Origin of the sequence: Streptomyces cinereospinus, from assembly GCF_042430725.1 — a bacterium.
GTDB lineage: Bacteria > Actinomycetota > Actinomycetes > Streptomycetales > Streptomycetaceae > Streptomyces > Streptomyces cinereospinus.
The window spans coordinates 40840-58593 of sequence record NZ_JBHMCY010000006.1; the positions used below are offsets into that span (position 1 = coordinate 40840).

The following is a 17754-nucleotide window of genomic DNA, read 5'->3' on the forward strand; positions in this document are numbered from 1 at the left end:
GGGACAATGGAAGGGTGAACAGGCCGAATTCCACCACCGGGGCGGGCGCGCGGCAGGGCGCCGGGCCGGGGACCGCCCAGGGCGCCGGGCAGGGGGCCGGGTACGGCGCCGTGCAGGGGGCGAACCTGCTGGCCGTGCGCAGTCACAACGCCGCCCTCGTCCTCGAACTGCTGCGCAGGGCCGGCGCGGAGGGCGTCAGCCGGCTGGAGCTCGCCGAGCGCACCGGGCTGACGCCCCAGGCCGTCAGCAAGATCACCGGACGGTTGCGGGACGAGGGGCTGGCGGCGGAGGCCGGGCGGCTGGTCTCCACGGGCGGCAAGCCGCGCACGGTGCTGCGGCTGGTGCCGGAGGCCGGGCACGCGGTCGGGGTGCATCTGGACCGGGACGAGCTGCGGGTGGTGCTGGCCGACCTGGCGGGCGTGGTGCGCGCGGAGCGGTGTTCGGCGATGGACCTCGGGGCGGGGGCCGAGGCGGTGGTGGGGCAGGTGGTCGCGCTCGTCGCGGAGGTCCTCGGCGGCAGGGCGGCGGCCCGCGTCCGCTCCCTGCTCGGGGTGGGGGTCGCCCTGCCCGGGCCGCTCGACCACGTCCACGGCGTGCTGCACCGGGTCACCGGGATTCCGGAGTGGGACGGGTTCCCGCTGCGGGACGTGCTCGGGGGGCGGCTGGGGGTGCCGGTGGTGGTCGACAAGGACACCAACGCCGCCGCACTGCGGCTCGCCGTCGCGGGCGGGGCCGGGTCCTTCGCGTATCTGCACGTCGCGGCGGGGCTCGGCTGCGGGCTGGTGATCGGCGGCGCGGTGCATCGCGGGACGCGGACCGGGGCGGGGGAGTTCGGGCACCAGGTCGTGCAGCTGGACGGGCCGGTGTGCGGGTGCGGGAACCGCGGCTGCGTCGAGGCGCTGTGCCTGGCCGCGGTGGCGCGCGGGGACGTGGCGGAGGCGGCGCGGGTGCTGGGTGTCGGGGCGAGCAACCTCGTCGCGCTGCTCGACGTCGACCTCGTGCTGCTGGGCGGGCGGATCGTCGCGGGGGAGCCGGAGCGGTTCGTGCGCGGGGTCGCCGAGGTGCTTCGGGAACGTGCCCGGCGCACGGGTGACGCGGTGGTGCCGGTGCGGATCGCGGGCGGCGGGACCCGCACGGTCGCGGAGGGCGCGGCCCAGCTTCTGCTGGCGCCGTTGTTCGGGCGGGGCGGGGGATGAGGGCGGGCGTGGGCCGACAGCGCCGGGCCCGACGCCGACCCTGACGCCGACGCCGACGCCGACGCCGGCGGTGCGGTCTGGAGGGCGGGGGCCGGTGTGGATACCGAGCCGATGGGGCGGTGGGTGCGGCGTCGGCGTGGACGGCGGGGTGTGGTCGGTGTCGGCGGTGGAGCGTCGGGTCGGTGACGACAGCGGGGCGTGGGGTCAGCAGGGCGCGGGGTCAGTGGGGCGTGGGGTCAGTGGGGCGTGGGGTCGGCGGGGCGTTGGCGTCGGCGTTGACCGGTCTCGGGGACCGGTACCGCGGTTGTCGATGAGGACGATCACGGCGTGGCCGGTGCGCGGGTGTCGACGCGGTTCTCGTCCTCGCGGCGGGCCTCGCGCTGGGCGGGGATCGCCCCGACGCCGTCGAGTGCCCGGCAGCGGGCGAGGAGTCGGCGGTGGCCTCCGGGAACGGCGGTGACGCGCCGGGTGTGGCCCGTGCCGCGTCGTACGGTCCCGACACGCCGGGCCCGCCTTCGCCGGAGCAGGCGGCCGCCCGGCGCGAGGTCACCGACGCAGCCCGAACGGGCGGACCTGTTGGGCCGTACGGCGCGGTCTCCTCGCGCGGCGGGGGTGCCCGGCGCGGAATGGGGGCATGCGACTGTGCACGCCCGTCTCCCTCTGCCTCGCCGCAGCCGCCCTCCTCGGCGGAGCCGCGTCGCCGGTGCGCGCCGCCCCCGGACCCGACTGCGCCGCCGCCGACGACCGGCGCTTCCCCATCACCACCCGCATCCCGGGCGGCCCGGACTCCTACGACGCCGGCGGTGGGTACGGGACCTGGTCCATCGAGCTCACCAACACCACCGGCCGCACCTGCACCGGCATCCACCCGGTCGTGGTGCTGGTCGACGGCGAGCGGGCGCTGAAGCCGTCGCAGCCCCGGCTGGAGTTCTACGAGGGGCCGCGGCCGCGGCCGGTACGGTTCCAGCGGACCGACCAGGACGAGCTGGTGGGGGCGTTCGAGGAGGGGTTCGCGGGGTTCACCGTGCCGGCCGGGCGGACGCTGACCGTGCGGGTGCGGCTGGCGATGACCTCCGACGCCGTACCGAACGAGGTGACTGCCAACGCGGCCGTCGTGCAGCGGCGCGAGGACGACGGCGACTGGGTCGGGCAGTCCAACGACTACCGCTTCCGGGTGCGCGTCGAGCCGGACGGCGCCGCCGAGCCGGACGACGACCCCTCCTCCTCCGCGTCCTCCCCGACGTCCTCCGCCGCCGCCCCCACCGCGCCCGACAGGCACCGCTCCCTCGCCGACGAACTCGCCCGCACCGGCCTGACCACCCCGCACGGAGCCCTCGCTGTCACCGCCTCCCTGCTCGCTCTCACCGGCGGAGCCCTGCTGGTGCGCAGGCGGCGCTGACGTGACCGCCGCACGTGCGACGATCACGTCTTCCCGTCCTTCCTGATCACGCACGCCCTGCTGTTCGTCCACGGCACGGTCGGCATGGCCAACGGGCTGTGGACCGACCGCACGGGGGCCGCCGGGGGACCCTTCCGGTTCCTCACCACGCCCTGGGGCGTGCTGCCGGCACAGATCACGTACTTTATTTGGCCCTGACCTGCGGCTTGTCGCCCTCCGTGAGGCATCGACAACAAGCCGATACTGACGAGAAGGCCCTCCCGCGATACCGGGAGGTCCTTCGTCGTTGTGGCGGATTCTCCGCGATCAGATGTACTCGATCAGGTCGGCGATCGAATCCACGACCTTCGAGGGTCCGTACGGGAACCGGTCGACCTCGTTCGGCTGGGTGACGCCCGTCATCACGAGGAAGGTCCGCATCCCGGCCTCAAGGCCCGCCAGGACATCCGTGTCCATCCGGTCGCCGATCATGGCCGAGGTCTCCGAGTGTGCGCCGATCGCGTTCAGCCCGGCCCGCATCATCAAAGGGTTGGGCTTGCCGACGAAGTACGGCTTCTTGCCGGTCGCGGCGGTGATTAGGGCGGCGACCGCTCCTGTAGCGGGGAGTGCGCCTTCGGTCGAAGGCCCGGTCTCGTCGGGGTTCGTGGCGATGAACCGGGCACCGTTGTTGATCAGCCGGACCGCCTTCGTCATGGCCTCGAACGAATAAGTCCGAGTTTCGCCCAAAATGACAAAGTCAGGGTCGGTATCAGTCAATACGTACCCGATCTCGTGCAGGGCGGTGGTCAGCCCGGCCTCGCCGATCACGTACGCCGTGCCGCCCGGCCGCTGGTCGTCCAGAAACTGTGCGGTGGCGAGGGCTGAGGTCCAGATGTTCTCACTCGGCACGTCGAGGCCCATGCGGGCCAGGCGGGCGTGCAGGTCACGCTGGGTGTAGATCGAGTTATTGGTCAGAACCAGGAAGGGCTTCCCTGACTCCTTCAGCCGCTTGAGGAACTCCTCGGCGCCGGGGATGGGGATGCCTTCGTGGATCAGAACCCCGTCCATGTCGGTCAGCCACGACTCGATCGGCTTGCGCTCTCCCATGGGGATGTTTCTCCTGCCGGACGCGATGTACGAGGCGGCTTGCGCTCGACGTAGACATTACCGCCGACACGTGTTCGATTCCGATGCAGTCGGATCTGTCCGGTATTCGGATGGCTTTCCCCGAATATCGACCAGTCAAAACGTGACCATGCTCACCGTATCCGGTCCAAAGTTCAAACAGGTGTCGGTCGTCGGGCCGGTCGAACAGCGCGGTCACGTCATGATGATGATGTCCGCGCCGCTCGCCGAAGACCTGACCGTGAAGACGGTCATCTCGGCCCCGCTCAACGCCGAGGCGGACGTGAAGCCAGTGGTGGCAACAGTCGCCATCGACACCAGCACGGGCGAAGTCGTCGCTCGGGAGAAGGAGAAGTGCGAGCACGTCGACGAGGTGCCCACTGTCGCAATCGAGCAGGTCGTCGATGTCGTACTCGAAGCACGCTCGGAGATGGGCCCGGAGGTCCCCATCATCGCCGCAGAGTCGGTCGAAACTCCCGAGGCGCCTGCCGAGGGCGAGCAAGCGCCTGGGGTCGTCGGCCTCGAAACTCCCGTCCGAGAAGAGGATGTCGCCGCGACAGCCGTCAGGCCGGAGGAAGTCGAGCTGACCTCGACAATGGAGAGCTAACTCGCGGGTCCACCCTTTCGAGGCCCGCAACTGCCCAACAATACGGTCTATTTCCCCTAGACTCTGGAGTCTCTCCGCACCACTGTCGCGAGACCTCTCGATGATGGTGCGGAATTCACTCGACTCCGAGAATTGGATGGACCAGCATGGCCCAGGTCGCTCGGCAAGGCGTCCGGCACATCAAGAATCCCGCGGCCCCGAGGATGGCCTTTTCTCTACGTCCAGCAGAGATGCCGAGAGACGGCCTGGAAGACGACGCCATGATCAAGGGTGTCAGGTACGACGGAACGCCCTTTGTGGGACTCGACGTCGAGGCGGCAGAGGCCGAGGGGTGCGTGTTCGACAGCTCTCGCTTCACTGGATCACGCCTGGTCAGAAGCCAGTTGAGTGACTCGCAGTTCAGTACCTGCGACTTCGCCGAGGTGGTCGCACAAGACGCGTCTCTAATCCGGTGCACTATCAGCGGAAGCCGTATGACGGGTTCGACATGGAAATCCGGTACGTTCCGGGACGTGCGGTTCGAGGGGTGCGTCGGTACCCCGGCGATGCTTCGACACATGAAGCTCTACAGCGTCGTATTCAGCGACTGCAAGCTGGCTGGTCTTGATCTCCAGTCGGCGGAGATGTACAACGTGAAATTCGAGAACTGCGACCTGACCGGGGCACAATTCGCCAACGCGAAATCTGGTGTTGTGCGGTTCGAGAATTGCACGCTCATTGATGTGGGCGGTGCGGCCAGTCTCAAGGGTGCAACAGTGCAGGGCCCAGGGTCGATGGAGCTGGCCCTGAGCCTTGCACGCGAAGCAGGAATCCTGTTCGAGCCGTAGGCCGCGTCAGGCGGCCACGGTCGGCTTGTGGCCCGCGTACTCCGGACTGGAGATCGCGCGGGCCACCTGCGTGAAGTCGAGGGTCTCGGCCCAGGCGCACATCCCGTCGAGCAGCATCTGCCCGTAGGGGGTGAAGTGCTCCCGCTGGGTGCGCATGTCTGCGCAGGCGTCGCGGAGTGAGGCCCCGTACTTCTCGACGAGGTCGCCCGTGCCGCGAACGGGCTGCATGTACATGAGGGGGACCGCCACGACGGCGGCGTGGAAGGCCGCGTGCAGCGGGCGCTTCTGTCCGATCTTGACGGCGGAGAGCGCGCGGTACTCGTCCTTCTCCAGCTCCCGGGCCGAGAGGTTGAACATGGGCTCGACCATGTCCAGGACGAAGAGGCCCGTGTGCAGGCCCTCGTGCACGAGGCACTCCGCGTATTCGGGCACGTCCCAGTGGCCTCCAGGGCTCATGACCACCAGGCCGGGCAGCTTGTTGGCACTGCCTCCGCCGTCCTGCCCGGAGTTGACGACGACGACATCGGTGACCAGCAGGTCGACCAGGCTTCCCAGGTCGCTGTTCAGGCCGTGGATGTGCTGTATGGCCTGGTTGACCTTCGAGTCCCAGTCTTCCCGGGTCGGGCCGTCCGAGGGTGTGGCGGGGCCGACGATGTGGGCGAAGACGCCCTCCTGGCGGCAGTGCTCGGCCCAGGCGCCGTCTTCGTACGAGATGGTGAACCGCTCGGCCTCCGCCGGCATGGGGCGGAGCTGCGAGATGGCGCCGCGGAAGGCGGCCGGGACGCTGTCTGCGCCGTCCGGGTACTCGCCGGTCAGGGCGTGGACCAGGCGAGCCGTCGTCTCGTAGACGTGTCCGATGTTCAGGAAATGCACGGGAGATCGCTCCTTCAGTGATGACCGGCCGTGCGCCCGGAACGGAAGCCCCGCTCCGGGCGCACTCGTTGCGTCAGCGCGTCGCGGCGCCGGAGGGGTGGACTAGTTGGTCCAGCCGCCCATCATGCAGACGTTGTCCGCCTCCTGGGAGCGCTGCACCCGACCCTGGATGACGGCCGGCAGGCCCTTCGGGTCGTCCTTGACGGCGGCCACGAGGTCGGACAGGACGGTGCGCGGCATGGCAGCCGTCTCGGCCGACTCGATCTGGGCAGACCTCATGGTGTTCTCCCTTGCTCGACGAGTGGTGCTCTGCACTTGCTCGCCCGCCCCAGCCGGATCTGCGGCCGATGCGGGGTCCTGGTTCCGCCTCCGAGGGGGATGCAGTCGGTCGGGGGAGGCCGATGCGCGGACACTCGAAGGCGGAAGATCACGTGGTCATCTGCACATAGGCGGCCATGACCGATACCGAGGCGAGGATCAAGAGGCCCTGGAAAACCCACTGACGCCATCCGAGCGGGCGCCCGTGTCGGGCCTTCGGACTGGCGAAGATGCCCACCGTCAGGGCGGCCATCACCGCGAGGAGGGCAAGGACGTAAGCGACCTGCTGCGCTCTCGGGCTCACGAGACACCCGTCCCGCTCCTCTGGCTGTAGATCCACAGAAAGCGGCGGGTCAGGCTCGCGACCTCGCGCATGTAGAAAAACGAGGCGAAGGTCGGAGCGTCCGGCTCGGGGCGGGCCTTCAGGTCCAGCAGCTTGTACGCCTGGGAGAACAGGGCCCTGACCGTGGGGTCATCGTCCGCACCCAGCTCCTCGGAGAGAAGCAGTTGCAGGTGACCGATGAGGATCGGCGTCCTCTTGTCGATGTCCTTGCGGGTCGTCGTGCCCAGCCTCATGACGAGGGCAGTGTCGGTGCTGTCCCCGATCATCTCCACGTCGATCGGAGCTTCGTCGACGCTCGGAGCCTCTTGTCTCTCGCTCACGGTGGACACCACGGATCTCCCCTCGGTACCGCATCGCTGTGCCGGTTCCTTGGCTGCTCGGGTTCGTGACGAACGTAGAGTGGGTGCAGCCCAAGTCCCAAGCAGATTGCGTGAGTTTGCAGCAAGTCGATTGACGGCCTCGAACGGGCTCGTGACCATCAGTGTGTCGCGCAATCCTGCGCAAGACAGCGGACGGGAGAGCAGCCATGCAGCTAACGTTCCTGGGGAAGAACTCCACCCCCGGAGACAGCCCCACCCTGTACGCCAGTGACCAGGACACCTACGTCATCCAAGGCTGGAAGGTGTACGCGAACGACTTGCTCATGCAGCTCGAAGTGCCGGCGGGACAGACCGTCATCGAGGTGCCGACCGAGTTGTTCGAGCACCTGACCAAGGACGGCCAGGCGTCCGGCGAGATCAAGAAGTTCGACGCACCGATCATGATCGTCACCGAACAGGGAACGTGCGTCCTTCAGGGCCCGGAGATGCACGACGCCGAGGCCCTGAGCCAGATGCGTATGCCCGACTATGAGACCTGCATCGAGGTCCCCAAGTCCTCGATCACGGCCCTACTGGAGGAAGACAGTGGACCTGATCACTCCCGCGCAGCGTGACGAACTGTTCAACCAGTTCGAACGAGACGCCTTCCACCTGGAGTTGAGGGACGACTACGGGTCTCCGGTCGAGGACACGCCATACGCCCGCTGGAAGCGAGGCGAGCCTGACGACTACGCCTGGCTCGACGAGTGGAAGGCGCTGATGAAGCGCGTCACGGGCGAAGGCAAGACCGTGCGTCGCGTCCGCGTGGTCAGCGAGCCGCACAGCCAGTACGTCACCTGGGAGCACTCGCTTACGCACCTCAACATCGAGGTCGGCGAGGACATCCGCTGGCTGCCGCGTCACATGCTGCCCGAAGGGGTCATCTTCCCCGTGCAGGGGAATGACTGGTGGCTGTACGACGATCGCCTTCTCGCTGTGGGCCACTTCGACCCGGAGGGGCGAGTGCTCGGGTCGGAGATCGTCGAAGACCCGGACACCGTGGCCGAGTGCATCCGCCTGCGCGACCTGCTCTGGTCCGTCGCCATCCCTCACGCCGAGTACAAGCCCTGACCCTTCAGTGAGCACACAGGCACAAGAAGCACGAGAGGCGCTGGGTGCCCGGCTTCGCGGATTCCGCAAGGATGCGGGGTTCGAGAGCGGCCGGGCATTCGCGCTGGCTACAGGGTGGGCGGAGTCCAAGGTTTCCCGGATCGAGAACGGGAAGCAGAACGCGAGCGAGCACGACATCCGCACCTGGTGCAGCAGAACCAACCGCGACGACCAGGTGGACGACCTGATCGCTACGGTGCGTCATATCGACGAGCTGTGGCTTGAGTGGCGCCGGCAACTGGCGACCGGCGCAGAGAAGAGGCAGAAGGCAGCCCTGCCGGTCTACTCGAAGACCAAGGTCTTCCGGATCTGGCACCCGACGCTCATCTGGGGGACGCTCCAGACTGCCGAGTACGCGGCTGAGACCTTCAAGCAGGTCCGCGACTACTACGAAATTCCCGACGACACCGAAGCCGCCACAGCCAAGCGGCTTGAGCGTCAGCAGTACCTGTACCAGGGCGAAAGGATCTTCAACGTACTGCTCGCCGAGCAAGCGCTGTACACCAACTTCGGCGGAGCGGAGGTGATGAAGGGGCAGCTCGACCGTCTGTTGGCGGTGATGCGGCTCGCTCGGTTGAGCCTCGGCATCGTGCCGCGGTCTGCCCCCATGCGCATCTGGCCCGGAAATTCCTTCTCGATGTTCGATGACAAGCTCGTCCTCGTGGAGACGTACTCCGCCGAGTTCTCGGTCACGCAGCCTCGCGAGATCGAGCTGTACGCCAAAGCGTTCGCGCTGCTCCAGCAGTCAGCGGTCTACGGGACCGCCGTTCGAGACCTCATCTTCACTGCGATTCAGCACTTTGACCGGATGCCGACCGACTAGGAGACGATGACCATGGAACCGAACTGGCGGACCAGCACTTACACGAAGTCCGATAGCTGCGTCGAGGTGGCCGACAGCGACCCGGCGAGGGTTCTGATCCGAGACACGAAGGACCGCGACGGCGGAACCCTGGCCTTCCCGCCGTCGTCCTGGACGGCCTTCGTGACGTTCGCGATGGAGGTCAGGCTGCCGGGGTGAGGACCACAAGGAGAGGCCCCGCGGCCTTGCTCCACTGCCGCCCGGCCTCGACTTCTGCCCGAGCCTCCGTGGAGACGCTCTCCCGAACCGGCGACAGGAACGTCTCGCGGAAGTGCGACAGGGCGTCGGGTTCATCCCGCTCGCGGGAGAGCAGCGCGATGATCGGCGACCGGATGGACACCGACGTGCTGGCGGGCATGGAGGCCGGCATGCAGACCTTCCTGGTGCTGACCGGCCTGACCCGGCCCGAGCAGGTCGAGGACTTCCCCTACCGCCCGTCGAAGATCGTCGACTCGATCGCGGACCTGGTGGACCGCATCTAGCCCTGTAGTAGCTAGGGCCCGTCGTTCACCGGGCAGGGCCCGCCGTTCACCGGACCGGGCGCGGAACGGGGCCGAACCCCACCCGGACGGAGTAGTCCCGCCCCCGCTGAGGATGCGGGGGCGGGGCGTGCGGGGGAGTCTCCAGGTGTCTGGAGGTTCACGATGAGTTCCCTGCGACTCACTCTCTGTACAGGCGTCCTGGCCGCCACCGCCACCCTCACCCCGGCGGCCCACGCGGCGGACGGCGGTGTGCGGGTCAGTCCGGCCACGCCGGTGCCCGGCAGCGACGTCAGGCTCCGGGTGACCGGCTGCACGGGCCGCACCGGCGCCGCCGCGTCGGCCGCGTTCGTCACCGACGCCCGGCTCAGCGGCTCGGACGGCACGCTCACCGGCGAGACCCGCATCCGCTCCACGCTCCCGCCGCGGCAGCGCTACGCGGTCACGGTCACCTGCGAGGACGGGGACGGACCCCGGTCGGTCACCGCACCCCTCACGCTCGCCGGCCCCGCCGTGGCCCGGGTGAGGGCCGCCGCGGCGGACCCGTCGCGGGAGGTCACCCCGGCGGCGCCGGACGCGGCGCCTCCCTCTGCCTACGCCCTCCCGTCCGAGGACATCCCCGCGGACGCCCCCGACGGCATCTCCGAGGTCGTCCCGGAGGACGTCCCCGAGGCCGTGCCCGACGAGGCCGACCCGCCCGCCCTCGCCCTCCCGGCGGAGCAGGTCCCCGAGGCGGCCCCCGAGGCCGTGCCCGACGCGGCCGACCCGCCGGCCCTCGACCTCCCGCCCGGTGAGCTCCCGTCCGGTGATCTCCCCCCGGCGGTGCCCGACGCGGCGGACCCCGCGGACCCGGAGGACTTCTCCGCCGCCTTCCCGCCGGGTGAACCCGTCCCGCCCGCGCCCGACGCGGCGAACCCCTCGGCCTTCGCCCCGCCCTCCGGGTTCGCCTCCCCGGTCGCCCCCGTCAAGGCGGGCGGCGGCGGCACCGCGGGCCTCGCCGCGGTGGACGCCCGCTCCACCGGCCCCAACGCGGCGCACGCGATCACCGGGCTGGTCCTGGCCGCCACCTCCGGCATCGCCGTCCTGGTGCTCGGCGGCCGCCGGAGCCGCCGGACGGGTTGACGGCCATGACCGACCGGGAACGCGCCACCGGGACCGGGCGGCTCGTCACGGGCGTGGCCTGGGCGGTGCTGCTGCTCGGCCTGTGGCTGTGGGGCCGGGAGGTGACCGACGCGGACCACGGCGGGTCCGTGCCCGCCACCGGCGACATGGCGGCGGCGGGCCGTCCGCCCACCGCCGGCCTGCCGCCCGCCGCCCTGCCGCTGACCGGCGCGCCGCCCGAGCGCCTGGACATCCCCGGCCTCGGCGTCCGGGCACCGGTCGTGGCCCGCGGGCTCGACGCGCAGGGCGCGGTCGACCCACCGCCGTACGACCAGCCGGACGTCGTCGGCTGGTACGCGGCGGGCGCCGAGCCGGGCGCGGCCGGCACCGCGGTGATGGTGGGCCACGTCGACACCGAGACCCGCCCCGCCGTCTTCTACAAGCTCAGCGCCCTGCGCCCCGGCCAGACGGTCCGGGTCGTCCGGGACGACGGCACGGTCGCCGAGTTCACCGTGGACGACGTCAGAGTCCTCAGCCGCGACCGCTTCGACGCCCGGCAGGCCTACGGCGTACGGCAGTCGGGGCGGGCCGAGCTGCGGCTGATCACCTGCGGCGGCACCTTCGACCGCGCCAGCCACAGCTACACGGCGAACGTGGTGGTCTCGGCCTACCTCACCGGCACCGGCCGGTGACGGCCCCGGCCGGGCCCGATGGCGACCTCGTGACGCGACGCGGCGTACGCGGCGGTGACGGCGGCCGGGCCGGCGGACGGTGCGGCACCGCGTGTCTGCCGGTCCCTCCACGCGCGCATCCGTCGCCCGGCGCCCCTCGGCATCGCCTGGTCGACGGGCCCCCTCCCCGCCGCACCGGCAACCGGTCCTGTCCCACCCCGATGGGCGGGTATCCGCAGCCTTTGGCACCGGGGTTCTACGCCGCTCCGCGTGATCACAAGAGGGGACGCGGGGTGTTCACCCGCTGTGGGCTCATTCGGACGCGAGGTGACGTCGGTCGGTGCGTGACGACAGACGGGTCCGAAGGTGGCGGAAGTGGTCCCCGATGGCCTGCTCGGCGCGGACCGCGTCGCCGGAGCGCACCGCGTCCAGGATCTCCCGGTGCTGCCGGACGGTGATCCGCCGGTCCTGCGGTACCTCGACGAGGTCCCTGCTCACCCGGTGGAAGGCGTCCCAGAACGCCTCCAGCACCTCGCCCAGCAGGGGGTTGCCCAGCCCTCGGTACAGGGTGGCGTGAAAGGCCCGGTCGGTGTCGGCGAGGGGGGCGCCCTGCGCGGCCCGCTGCTCCATCCGGTCCACCAGGGCCGCCAGCTCGGCGAGGTCCCGTTCCGGGAGCCGCCCCGCGAGCCGGGAGACCAGGCCCGTCTCCAGCGCCTCGCGCAGCCGCAGCAACTGCAGCAGGCTGTCCTCGCCCCGGGAGTGCCCGGCGACCGTGCGGAAGGCGAGGCCCTCGATCATCGGGGCGAGGGACATCCGGCCGACGTAGGTGCCGAAGCCGTGGCGTATCTCGACGATCCCCACCGCCTGGAGCGCCTTCAGCGCCTCCCGGACCGAGTTCCGGCTCGCGCCGAGGAACTCCATCAGCTCCGGCTCGGTCGGCAGCGGTGCCCCGGAGGCCAGCCGTCGGTCGACGATGAGCTTCTTGATCCTCTCCTGGAGGTCACGCGCTGCCATGGCCAGAGGGTAACCGGCCATAACCGGGGAGGACCCTCCTCCGTCCACGCGAAAGGCCCCTCACTGCCGTGAGGGGCCTTTCGGTGTCGTGCGCCGCCAGGGACTCGAACCCCGGACCCGCTGATTAAGAGTCAGCTGCTCTAACCAACTGAGCTAGCGGCGCCTGGTGACGTCGTTAACCCTACATGACCTCCGAGGGTGCTCCCGACCACCGCCGCGGGTTCCGCCGGGGCCGGCCGGGGGCCGCTCCGGGGCCGGTCGGGGGCCGTACATCATTCGGACCGTCAACATGCGCGCCGGAACGACAGTTGTGAAACTGATCAACGTGCACTGGTCCGGAACTTCCCACCAGGAGTGTGAGGGGAATCGCATGGAAACCCCGGTCTTCGAGGAAATCGATCCCGCGAGCGACTGCGACTGCCCCGGATGCGCCCGCCGGCGCCGCGTACTCCCGCCCTCCGCCTCCCACCGCCCCTCCGCCCGCCGCGCCGCCCGGCGCGTCCTCGCCCTGGCCGCCGTGACCTCCGCGGCGCTGGGCGCCGCCCACCCGGCACCCGCCGTCGCCGCCGTCCACGCCCCCCACCGGCCCGGCGTTCCCGCAGGTGACGAGCCTCAGTCGCCCCAGGGCGGCAAGGCTCCGCTGCACGGTCCGGCCGGGACGCCGGCCAGGCCGTCGGACGCGGGGAAGGCGCCCGCGACCACCCGCGCGGAGATCGTCGGACGCGCCCAGGCATGGGTCGACGCACGGGTGCCGCACGGCATGACCTCCTACTGGACGGACGGTTACCGGCAGGACTGCTCGGGCTTCGTCTCGATGGCCTGGAGCCTGCCGGAGAACGAATGGACCGGCTCCCTCCCCGCCTTCGGCACCCGGATCACCAAGGCGGAGCTCCAGCCGGGCGACATCCTGCTGTTCCACAACCCCGACGACCCGCAGTACGGCTCGCACGTCGTCCTCTTCGGCGGCTGGACCGACGCCGCCCGCACGCACTACGCCGCCTACGAGCTGACCCGCCCGCACGCCCGCCGGCAGACCACCCCGTACGCCTACTGGACGGACTCCGGCCGGTACGTCCCCTACCGCCACAACGGCGTGGTGGAGCCCTCGCCCACGACTCCGCCCACGACCTCACCGGCGGCACCCTCTGCGTCCACGGCTCCGCCCGCCGGGACGCCCGCCTCACACGGGGTGCCCGGTTACCCGGGGCGGGTGATGTTCCGGCCCGGCGCGGCGAACCCGTACGTCACCCGGCTCGGCGGGCAGCTCGTGAAGAAGGGGTTCGGCGCGCACTACCCGAACGGGCCCGGCCCGCGCTGGGGCGAGGCGGACCGGCGGGGCGTCGAGGCCTTCCAGCGCGCCCAGGGCTGGCGGGGCGGCGCCGCGGACGGCCACCCGGGACCGGAGACCTGGCGTCGCCTCTTCTCCTGACCGCCGGTTTCCCGCACCGCCGGTCTCCGCGGCCGCCGGTTCGCCCGCCGCCGGTTCCCCCGCACGACCTGTTCCCCGCACGACCTGCTCCCCGTACGACCTGCTCCCCGTACGACCTGCTCCCCGTACGACCTGCTCCCCGTACGACCTGCTCCCCGGTACGAGCTGTCCCTCGTACGACCTGGTTCCCCGTACGACTCATCTGGCGCGGAGGCTGGAGACACGCATGACCATGACCACTCCCCAGGCACCCGACTCCGGGGGAGCCGAGCAGAACCCGCCGCCTCCGGCCCGGCCCACCCGGCTGATCCACACCGAGGCGACCACCGAGATCCCCGTCGACCTGCTCTTCCGCGACGACCCCGACCCGGTGTCCGGGCAGCTGCGGCCCGCCGTGGTGAACCGCAGACTGGGCACCGGTGAGCAGCCCCGGCTGCGCCGCCCCGTTCCCTCGCGGGCCCGCCCGGTGCCCGACGTCGACCCCGCCCTGGCGGAGCGGCCCGCGCCGGTGCTGCCCGCGGCGACGGGGGTGCTCGCCGGTGCCGCCGGGGCGGCCGGGTGCGCGGTCACCTCCTGGTGGGCGGGCACGCTGCCGCCGGTGCTGTCCGGGGCGCTGGGGCTGCCCGCGCACCCGGGGGCCGGGCTCGGTCCGGCGCAGTGGGCGGCGTACGCCGGGGCCGGGGCGCTGGGGCTGCTCGGGTTCGGCGGGCTGGCGCGGGGGCGGGCCGGGCGGGCCTGGGTGCTCGGGCTGTTCGGCCGTTACCGGGGGACCGTCCGGCGCACCGGTCTGGTGTGGGTCAACCCGCTGCTGCCGCGCCGCCGGGTCGACGTACGGCTGCGGCACTGGCGCAGTGAGCCGATGCCGGCGGCCGACGGCAGTGGGGTCGCGCTGCGGGTGGTGGTGCTCGTGGTGTGGCGGGTGCGGGACACCGCGCGGGCGGTGCTGACGGTCGAGGACCACGAGGCGTACCTGCGGGTGTGCGTGGAGGCGGCGCTGGCCCGGGTGCCGGTGGAGATGCCGGGCGCGGCGAAGCCCGCGGTGGACGCGGCGGCCGACGCGCTGACCCGGCTGGTGGCGGCGGACGTGACACCGGTGGGGCTCCAGGTGTTCTCGGTGCGGCCGGTGCGGGTGGAGTACGCCCCCGAGGTGGCGGCCGCGATGCACCGCCGCCGGATCGCCGCGCTGGACGCCCGGCACCGGGCCGGCGTGCTGACCTCGGTGGTGGACTCGGTCGAGGACACGGTGACCCGGCTGACCATGCGCGGGCTGGTGGCGCTGGACGACGGCGAACGCAAGGCGCTGGTGAAGGACCTGACGGTGGCGTTCTGCGCGGGGCGGGCGGAAACAGGTCCGTGATTGGTATGGACATGTTCAACTAACGGCCATACGCTCAGACTTGGTCTAGACCTGCAAGCTCGCTGAATCTCCCCCACGACGTTCCCCAGGAGCGGCAGTATGCGCAAACAGACCAAGATATCCGCGGCGATGGTGGGCCTGGCGACCACCGGTGCCCTCGTGCTCTCCTCCGGCGGGGCCAGCGGCCACGGCTACACCGATCTGCCCGTCAGCCGGCAGAAGCTGTGCCAGAACGGCACGGTGGCCAACTGCGGCTCCGTCCAGTGGGAGCCGCAGAGCGTCGAGGGCCCGAAGGGCTTCCCCTCCTCCGGACCCGCCGACGGGCGGATCTGCTCCGGCAACAACACGCCGTTCGCCCAGCTCGACGCCCCGAGGACGCCGTCGGGCGGTGCCTGGCCGGCCACCAGGGTCAACGGCGGCCAGAGCTACACCTTCCGCTGGCAGTTCACGGCGATGCACGCCACGACCGACTTCACGTACTACGTCACCAGGCCGGGCTGGAACCAGAACCACAACCTGGCCCGCTCGGACCTCAACCTGACCCCGTTCCTCACGGTGCCCTACGGCGGCCAGCGCCCGCCGCAGACCCTCTCGCACAGCGGCACCCTGCCGTCCGGGCTCAGCGGCCGGCATGTCATCGTCGCGGTGTGGACGGTCGCCGACACGGCCAACGCGTTCTACGCCTGCTCGGACGTCACGTTCTGAGCGCGCACCGGAACGCGCAGGAGCCCCACGCCGATGGCGAGGGGCTCCTTGCTGGTGCGCCGCCAGGGACTCGAACCCCGGACCCGCTGATTAAGAGTCAGCTGCTCTAACCAACTGAGCTAGCGGCGCGTGACTCCCGCCGTCCGCGTTCCGCGGTCGGCGACGTGGAAAATACTACCCGGTCCGCGGGGGTGCTCATGACCACGCGCGGCCCGGCCCGAGCCGTCCGGGGCCGGCCCCGGATCCCCGGTCCCGCCCTCAGTCCTGGATCGCCAGGGAGAGCAGTACCGGGGTCGCGCCGCGGTTCAGGGTGTCCGCCGCCCGGCGCAGCCGGTGGGCGTGCTGGACCGGCAGGGACAGCGCCAGGCAGCCCACCGAGGAGCCGGCGGTGATCGGGACGGCCGCGCAGACCGTGCCGACCGCGTACTCCTGGAGGTCGAGCACCGGCACCGTGGGCGGCTGCGCCTCCAGGCGGGAGAGCAGCACCTTGTCGCTGGTGATCGTGCGCGAGGTCAGGCGGGCCATCTTGTGCCGGGAGAGGTGGTCGCGGCGGCCGTTGTGGTCGAGCTGGCCGAGCAGGCTCTTGCCGACCGCCGTGGCGTGCGCGGAGTAGCGGAAGTCGACCCACTCGTTGACCGCCGGGGTGGCCGGACCGGCCGCGTACTGGGTGACCCGGACCTCGCCGTCGAGGTACCGGCTGATGTAGACGGCCGCGCCGACCGAGTCCCGCAGCCGGTCCAGGGTGCGCTGGAGCTGCTCGCGCAGGGCCTGGTCGCGGTGGTGCGCGGAACCGAGGCGGGCCAGCGTGACGCCGGTGACGTATGCCCCGTCGGCGACCTGCTCGACGTACCCCTCGCGGCGCAGCATCCGCAGGAGCGCGGTCAGCCGCTCCGCGCCGAGGCCGGTGTGGCGGGTCAGCTCGGTGACGGTGACGCCGGTGGAGTGCCGCGCCACCGTCTCCAGGACGCGCAGCGCGTCCTGGGCCGAGTGGTACGGCGCGGCCGGCTCGTGCTTCAGCGCCACGGTGTCCCCCTGCGCTTGCTCGCTTCCCGTCCTGGTCCTGCTCTCGCCGTCCACGATAACGGGCAAGAGGCCGGTAGTGAGCGGCAGTTGACGAGATGGCGACCCTCGCGGCAGCGGCTCGACCAGCTGGCATGTGCCACCGGAACGATCCGCCGCTGCGACCTGCGTGACCGTCCGACGCGCGGTGTGACGGAGCGGGGGAATCACAGCACCGCGCTCAGGAACTCCCGGGTCCGCTCGTGCTCGGCGTCGCCGAAGATCTGCTCCGGCGGGCCCGACTCGATCACCCGCCCGGAGTCGAACATCAGCACCTGGTCGGAGATGTCCCGGGCGAAATTCATCTCGTGGGTCACGCAGAGCATGGTGATGTCGGTGCTGCGCGCGATGTCCCGCAGCACGTCCAGCACGCCCGCGACCAGCTCCGGGTCGAGCGCCGAGGTCACCTCGTCGAGCAGCAGCACCCGCGGCCGCATCGCCAGCGCCCGCGCGATCGCCACCCGCTGCTGCTGCCCGCCCGACAGCTGCGACGGCCGCGCGTCGCACTTGTCGGCGAGCCCCACCAGGTCCAGCAGCTCACGGGCGCGCGCCTCCGCCTCGTCCCTGGACAGGCCGAGCACGGTGACCGGCGCCTCGGTGACGTTGCGCAGCACGGTCATGTTCGGGAACAGGTTGAACTGCTGGAACACCATCCCGATCTTCTTGCGGACCTCGCGGATCTGCCTCTCCGGCGCCGGGAAGAGCCGGTCCCCGGCCACGGTGATCGTGCCCTCGTCGGGCTTGAGCAGGGTCATCAGCAGCCGCAGGATCGTGGTCTTGCCCGACCCCGACGGCCCGATCAGGGTGACGTGCCGCCCGGCCTCGACGGAGAAGTCGAGGTGGTCGAGGACCGTCTGGTCCCCGAACCGCTTGGTCACCCGCTCCAGGCGGACCAGCGGGGCGGGACCGGCCTGGAGGCGGTCGGCGGGCTGCTTGCTGAT

Annotated in this window: 21 protein-coding genes, 2 tRNA genes and 2 pseudogenes; 15 read left to right on the forward strand and 10 right to left on the reverse strand. The window is 71.2% G+C overall.

Translation table 11 applies throughout. The features are described from left to right. The first annotated feature begins 14 nt into the window (after window positions 1-14). From ACFF45_RS04575 to ACFF45_RS04585, 3 genes and pseudogenes are all read left to right on the forward strand, one after another. Entirely contained in the window at window positions 15-1196 is a 1182-nt protein-coding gene (locus tag ACFF45_RS04575) for an ROK family transcriptional regulator (RefSeq protein ID WP_381342188.1), read from the forward strand. Window positions 1197-1830: 634 nt separating this feature from the next. Then, the gene (locus tag ACFF45_RS04580; protein ID WP_381342191.1) at window positions 1831-2595 is read left to right on the forward strand and encodes a hypothetical protein; all 765 of its coding nucleotides are present in this window, start codon (window positions 1831-1833) and stop codon (window positions 2593-2595) included. Between the two features lie 30 nt (window positions 2596-2625). After that, window positions 2626-2781 (forward strand): annotated as a pseudogene (locus ACFF45_RS04585) (2-aminoethylphosphonate ABC transporter permease subunit); the annotation flags it as partial. Between the two features lie 120 nt (window positions 2782-2901). On the opposite strand, the gene ACFF45_RS04590 reads toward ACFF45_RS04585, so the two are convergent. Continuing rightward, window positions 2902-3681 carry an HAD-IIA family hydrolase gene (locus ACFF45_RS04590; RefSeq protein WP_381342194.1) on the reverse strand — a complete coding sequence of 260 codons (780 nt, stop codon included), beginning with the start codon at window positions 3679-3681 and terminating at the stop codon, window positions 2902-2904. 142 nt (window positions 3682-3823) lie between these two features. Here ACFF45_RS04590 and ACFF45_RS04595 point away from each other — a divergent pair, with 142 nt between their 5' ends. Further along, window positions 3824-4306, forward strand: a complete 483-nt coding sequence (locus ACFF45_RS04595; protein ID WP_381342196.1) for a hypothetical protein — start codon at window positions 3824-3826, stop codon at window positions 4304-4306. A 146-nt stretch (window positions 4307-4452) separates the two neighbouring features. Continuing rightward, window positions 4453-5133 (forward strand): pentapeptide repeat-containing protein, encoded by a 681-nt coding sequence (locus ACFF45_RS04600; protein ID WP_381342198.1) that lies wholly within the window; start codon window positions 4453-4455, stop codon window positions 5131-5133. Between the two features lie 6 nt (window positions 5134-5139). Here the strand turns inward: ACFF45_RS04600 and ACFF45_RS04605 are convergent, their stop codons facing one another. From ACFF45_RS04605 to ACFF45_RS04620, 4 genes are all read right to left on the reverse strand, one after another. Beyond that, the gene (locus ACFF45_RS04605; RefSeq protein WP_381342201.1) at window positions 5140-6006 is read right to left on the reverse strand and encodes an aKG-HExxH-type peptide beta-hydroxylase; all 867 of its coding nucleotides are present in this window, start codon (window positions 6004-6006) and stop codon (window positions 5140-5142) included. A 102-nt stretch (window positions 6007-6108) separates the two neighbouring features. Continuing rightward, on the reverse strand, window positions 6109-6285 hold the full coding sequence (locus ACFF45_RS04610; RefSeq protein ID WP_381342204.1) for a hypothetical protein: 177 nt from the start codon (window positions 6283-6285) through the stop codon (window positions 6109-6111). A 148-nt stretch (window positions 6286-6433) separates the two neighbouring features. Beyond that, a complete protein-coding gene (locus ACFF45_RS04615; RefSeq protein ID WP_381342206.1) occupies window positions 6434-6580 on the reverse strand; it encodes a hypothetical protein in 147 nt (48 codons plus the stop codon). A gap of 44 nt (window positions 6581-6624) precedes the next feature. Further along, a complete protein-coding gene (locus tag ACFF45_RS04620) occupies window positions 6625-6987 on the reverse strand; it encodes a hypothetical protein (RefSeq protein WP_381342209.1) in 363 nt (120 codons plus the stop codon). 206 nt (window positions 6988-7193) lie between these two features. Between ACFF45_RS04620 and ACFF45_RS04625 the strand changes: the two genes are divergently transcribed. The 7 genes and pseudogenes from ACFF45_RS04625 (at window position 7194) to ACFF45_RS04655 (ending at window position 11270) form a co-directional block, all read left to right on the forward strand. After that, the gene (locus ACFF45_RS04625; protein ID WP_381342211.1) at window positions 7194-7601 is read left to right on the forward strand and encodes a hypothetical protein; all 408 of its coding nucleotides are present in this window, start codon (window positions 7194-7196) and stop codon (window positions 7599-7601) included. Then, entirely contained in the window at window positions 7573-8097 is a 525-nt protein-coding gene (locus ACFF45_RS04630) for a DUF6879 family protein (protein ID WP_381342213.1), read from the forward strand. The genes ACFF45_RS04625 and ACFF45_RS04630 overlap by 29 nt, the downstream gene beginning before the upstream one ends. Window positions 8098-8104: 7 nt before the next feature. After that, window positions 8105-8959, forward strand: coding sequence for a helix-turn-helix domain-containing protein (locus tag ACFF45_RS04635; RefSeq protein ID WP_381342215.1), 855 nt, complete (start codon window positions 8105-8107; stop codon window positions 8957-8959). 6 nt (window positions 8960-8965) lie between these two features. After that, the gene (locus ACFF45_RS04640) at window positions 8966-9157 is read left to right on the forward strand and encodes a DUF397 domain-containing protein (protein ID WP_381342218.1); all 192 of its coding nucleotides are present in this window, start codon (window positions 8966-8968) and stop codon (window positions 9155-9157) included. Between the two features lie 146 nt (window positions 9158-9303). Then, a pseudogene (locus ACFF45_RS04645) lies at window positions 9304-9480 on the forward strand (HAD hydrolase-like protein); the annotation flags it as partial. Window positions 9481-9642: 162 nt separating this feature from the next. Beyond that, window positions 9643-10599 carry a hypothetical protein gene (locus ACFF45_RS04650; RefSeq protein ID WP_381342221.1) on the forward strand — a complete coding sequence of 319 codons (957 nt, stop codon included), beginning with the start codon at window positions 9643-9645 and terminating at the stop codon, window positions 10597-10599. A 5-nt stretch (window positions 10600-10604) separates the two neighbouring features. After that, window positions 10605-11270 (forward strand): class F sortase, encoded by a 666-nt coding sequence (locus ACFF45_RS04655; RefSeq protein WP_381342223.1) that lies wholly within the window; start codon window positions 10605-10607, stop codon window positions 11268-11270. Between the two features lie 291 nt (window positions 11271-11561). Here ACFF45_RS04655 and ACFF45_RS04660 read toward each other — a convergent pair whose 3' ends face one another. Beyond that, entirely contained in the window at window positions 11562-12263 is a 702-nt protein-coding gene (locus tag ACFF45_RS04660) for a FadR/GntR family transcriptional regulator (protein ID WP_381342226.1), read from the reverse strand. 89 nt (window positions 12264-12352) lie between these two features. Continuing rightward, a tRNA-Lys gene (locus ACFF45_RS04665) sits at window positions 12353-12426 on the reverse strand. Window positions 12427-12633: 207 nt separating this feature from the next. Here ACFF45_RS04665 and ACFF45_RS04670 point away from each other — a divergent pair. From ACFF45_RS04670 to ACFF45_RS04680, 3 genes are all read left to right on the forward strand, one after another. Then, window positions 12634-13692: a peptidoglycan-binding protein gene (locus ACFF45_RS04670; RefSeq protein WP_381342228.1), complete on the forward strand. Its 1059-nt coding sequence runs from the start codon at window positions 12634-12636 to the stop codon at window positions 13690-13692. A 226-nt stretch (window positions 13693-13918) separates the two neighbouring features. Next, a complete protein-coding gene (locus tag ACFF45_RS04675) occupies window positions 13919-15049 on the forward strand; it encodes an SPFH domain-containing protein (RefSeq protein ID WP_381342231.1) in 1131 nt (376 codons plus the stop codon). 99 nt (window positions 15050-15148) lie between these two features. Continuing rightward, the gene (locus tag ACFF45_RS04680; RefSeq protein ID WP_381342233.1) at window positions 15149-15754 is read left to right on the forward strand and encodes a lytic polysaccharide monooxygenase auxiliary activity family 9 protein; all 606 of its coding nucleotides are present in this window, start codon (window positions 15149-15151) and stop codon (window positions 15752-15754) included. A 52-nt stretch (window positions 15755-15806) separates the two neighbouring features. Here ACFF45_RS04680 and ACFF45_RS04685 read toward each other — a convergent pair. The 3 genes from ACFF45_RS04685 to ehuA all read right to left on the reverse strand — a co-directional run bounded on the left by ACFF45_RS04685 (window position 15807) and on the right by ehuA (window position 17754). Then, window positions 15807-15883, reverse strand: a tRNA-Lys gene (locus tag ACFF45_RS04685). 129 nt (window positions 15884-16012) lie between these two features. Continuing rightward, window positions 16013-16777, reverse strand: coding sequence for an IclR family transcriptional regulator (locus ACFF45_RS04690; RefSeq protein ID WP_381342236.1), 765 nt, complete (start codon window positions 16775-16777; stop codon window positions 16013-16015). A gap of 203 nt (window positions 16778-16980) precedes the next feature. Continuing rightward, on the reverse strand, window positions 16981-17754 hold the full coding sequence (gene ehuA / locus ACFF45_RS04695) for an ectoine/hydroxyectoine ABC transporter ATP-binding protein EhuA (RefSeq protein ID WP_381342461.1): 774 nt from the start codon (window positions 17752-17754) through the stop codon (window positions 16981-16983).

Coding starts and splice junctions, on each gene's coding strand:
- ACFF45_RS04580 (WP_381342191.1), top strand. CDS start 1,831: ATGCGACTGTGCACGCCCGTCTCCCTCTGCCTCGCCGCAGCCGCCCTC.
- ACFF45_RS04590 (WP_381342194.1), bottom strand. CDS start 3,681: ATGGGAGAGCGCAAGCCGATCGAGTCGTGGCTGACCGACATGGACGGG.
- ACFF45_RS04600 (WP_381342198.1), top strand. CDS start 4,453: ATGGCCCAGGTCGCTCGGCAAGGCGTCCGGCACATCAAGAATCCCGCG.
- ACFF45_RS04610 (WP_381342204.1), bottom strand. CDS start 6,285: ATGAGGTCTGCCCAGATCGAGTCGGCCGAGACGGCTGCCATGCCGCGC.
- ACFF45_RS04625 (WP_381342211.1), top strand. CDS start 7,194: ATGCAGCTAACGTTCCTGGGGAAGAACTCCACCCCCGGAGACAGCCCC.
- ACFF45_RS04640 (WP_381342218.1), top strand. CDS start 8,966: ATGACCATGGAACCGAACTGGCGGACCAGCACTTACACGAAGTCCGAT.
- ACFF45_RS04650 (WP_381342221.1), top strand. CDS start 9,643: ATGAGTTCCCTGCGACTCACTCTCTGTACAGGCGTCCTGGCCGCCACC.
- ACFF45_RS04655 (WP_381342223.1), top strand. CDS start 10,605: ATGACCGACCGGGAACGCGCCACCGGGACCGGGCGGCTCGTCACGGGC.
- ACFF45_RS04660 (WP_381342226.1), bottom strand. CDS start 12,263: ATGGCAGCGCGTGACCTCCAGGAGAGGATCAAGAAGCTCATCGTCGAC.
- ACFF45_RS04670 (WP_381342228.1), top strand. CDS start 12,634: ATGGAAACCCCGGTCTTCGAGGAAATCGATCCCGCGAGCGACTGCGAC.
- ACFF45_RS04675 (WP_381342231.1), top strand. CDS start 13,919: ATGACCATGACCACTCCCCAGGCACCCGACTCCGGGGGAGCCGAGCAG.
- ACFF45_RS04680 (WP_381342233.1), top strand. CDS start 15,149: ATGCGCAAACAGACCAAGATATCCGCGGCGATGGTGGGCCTGGCGACC.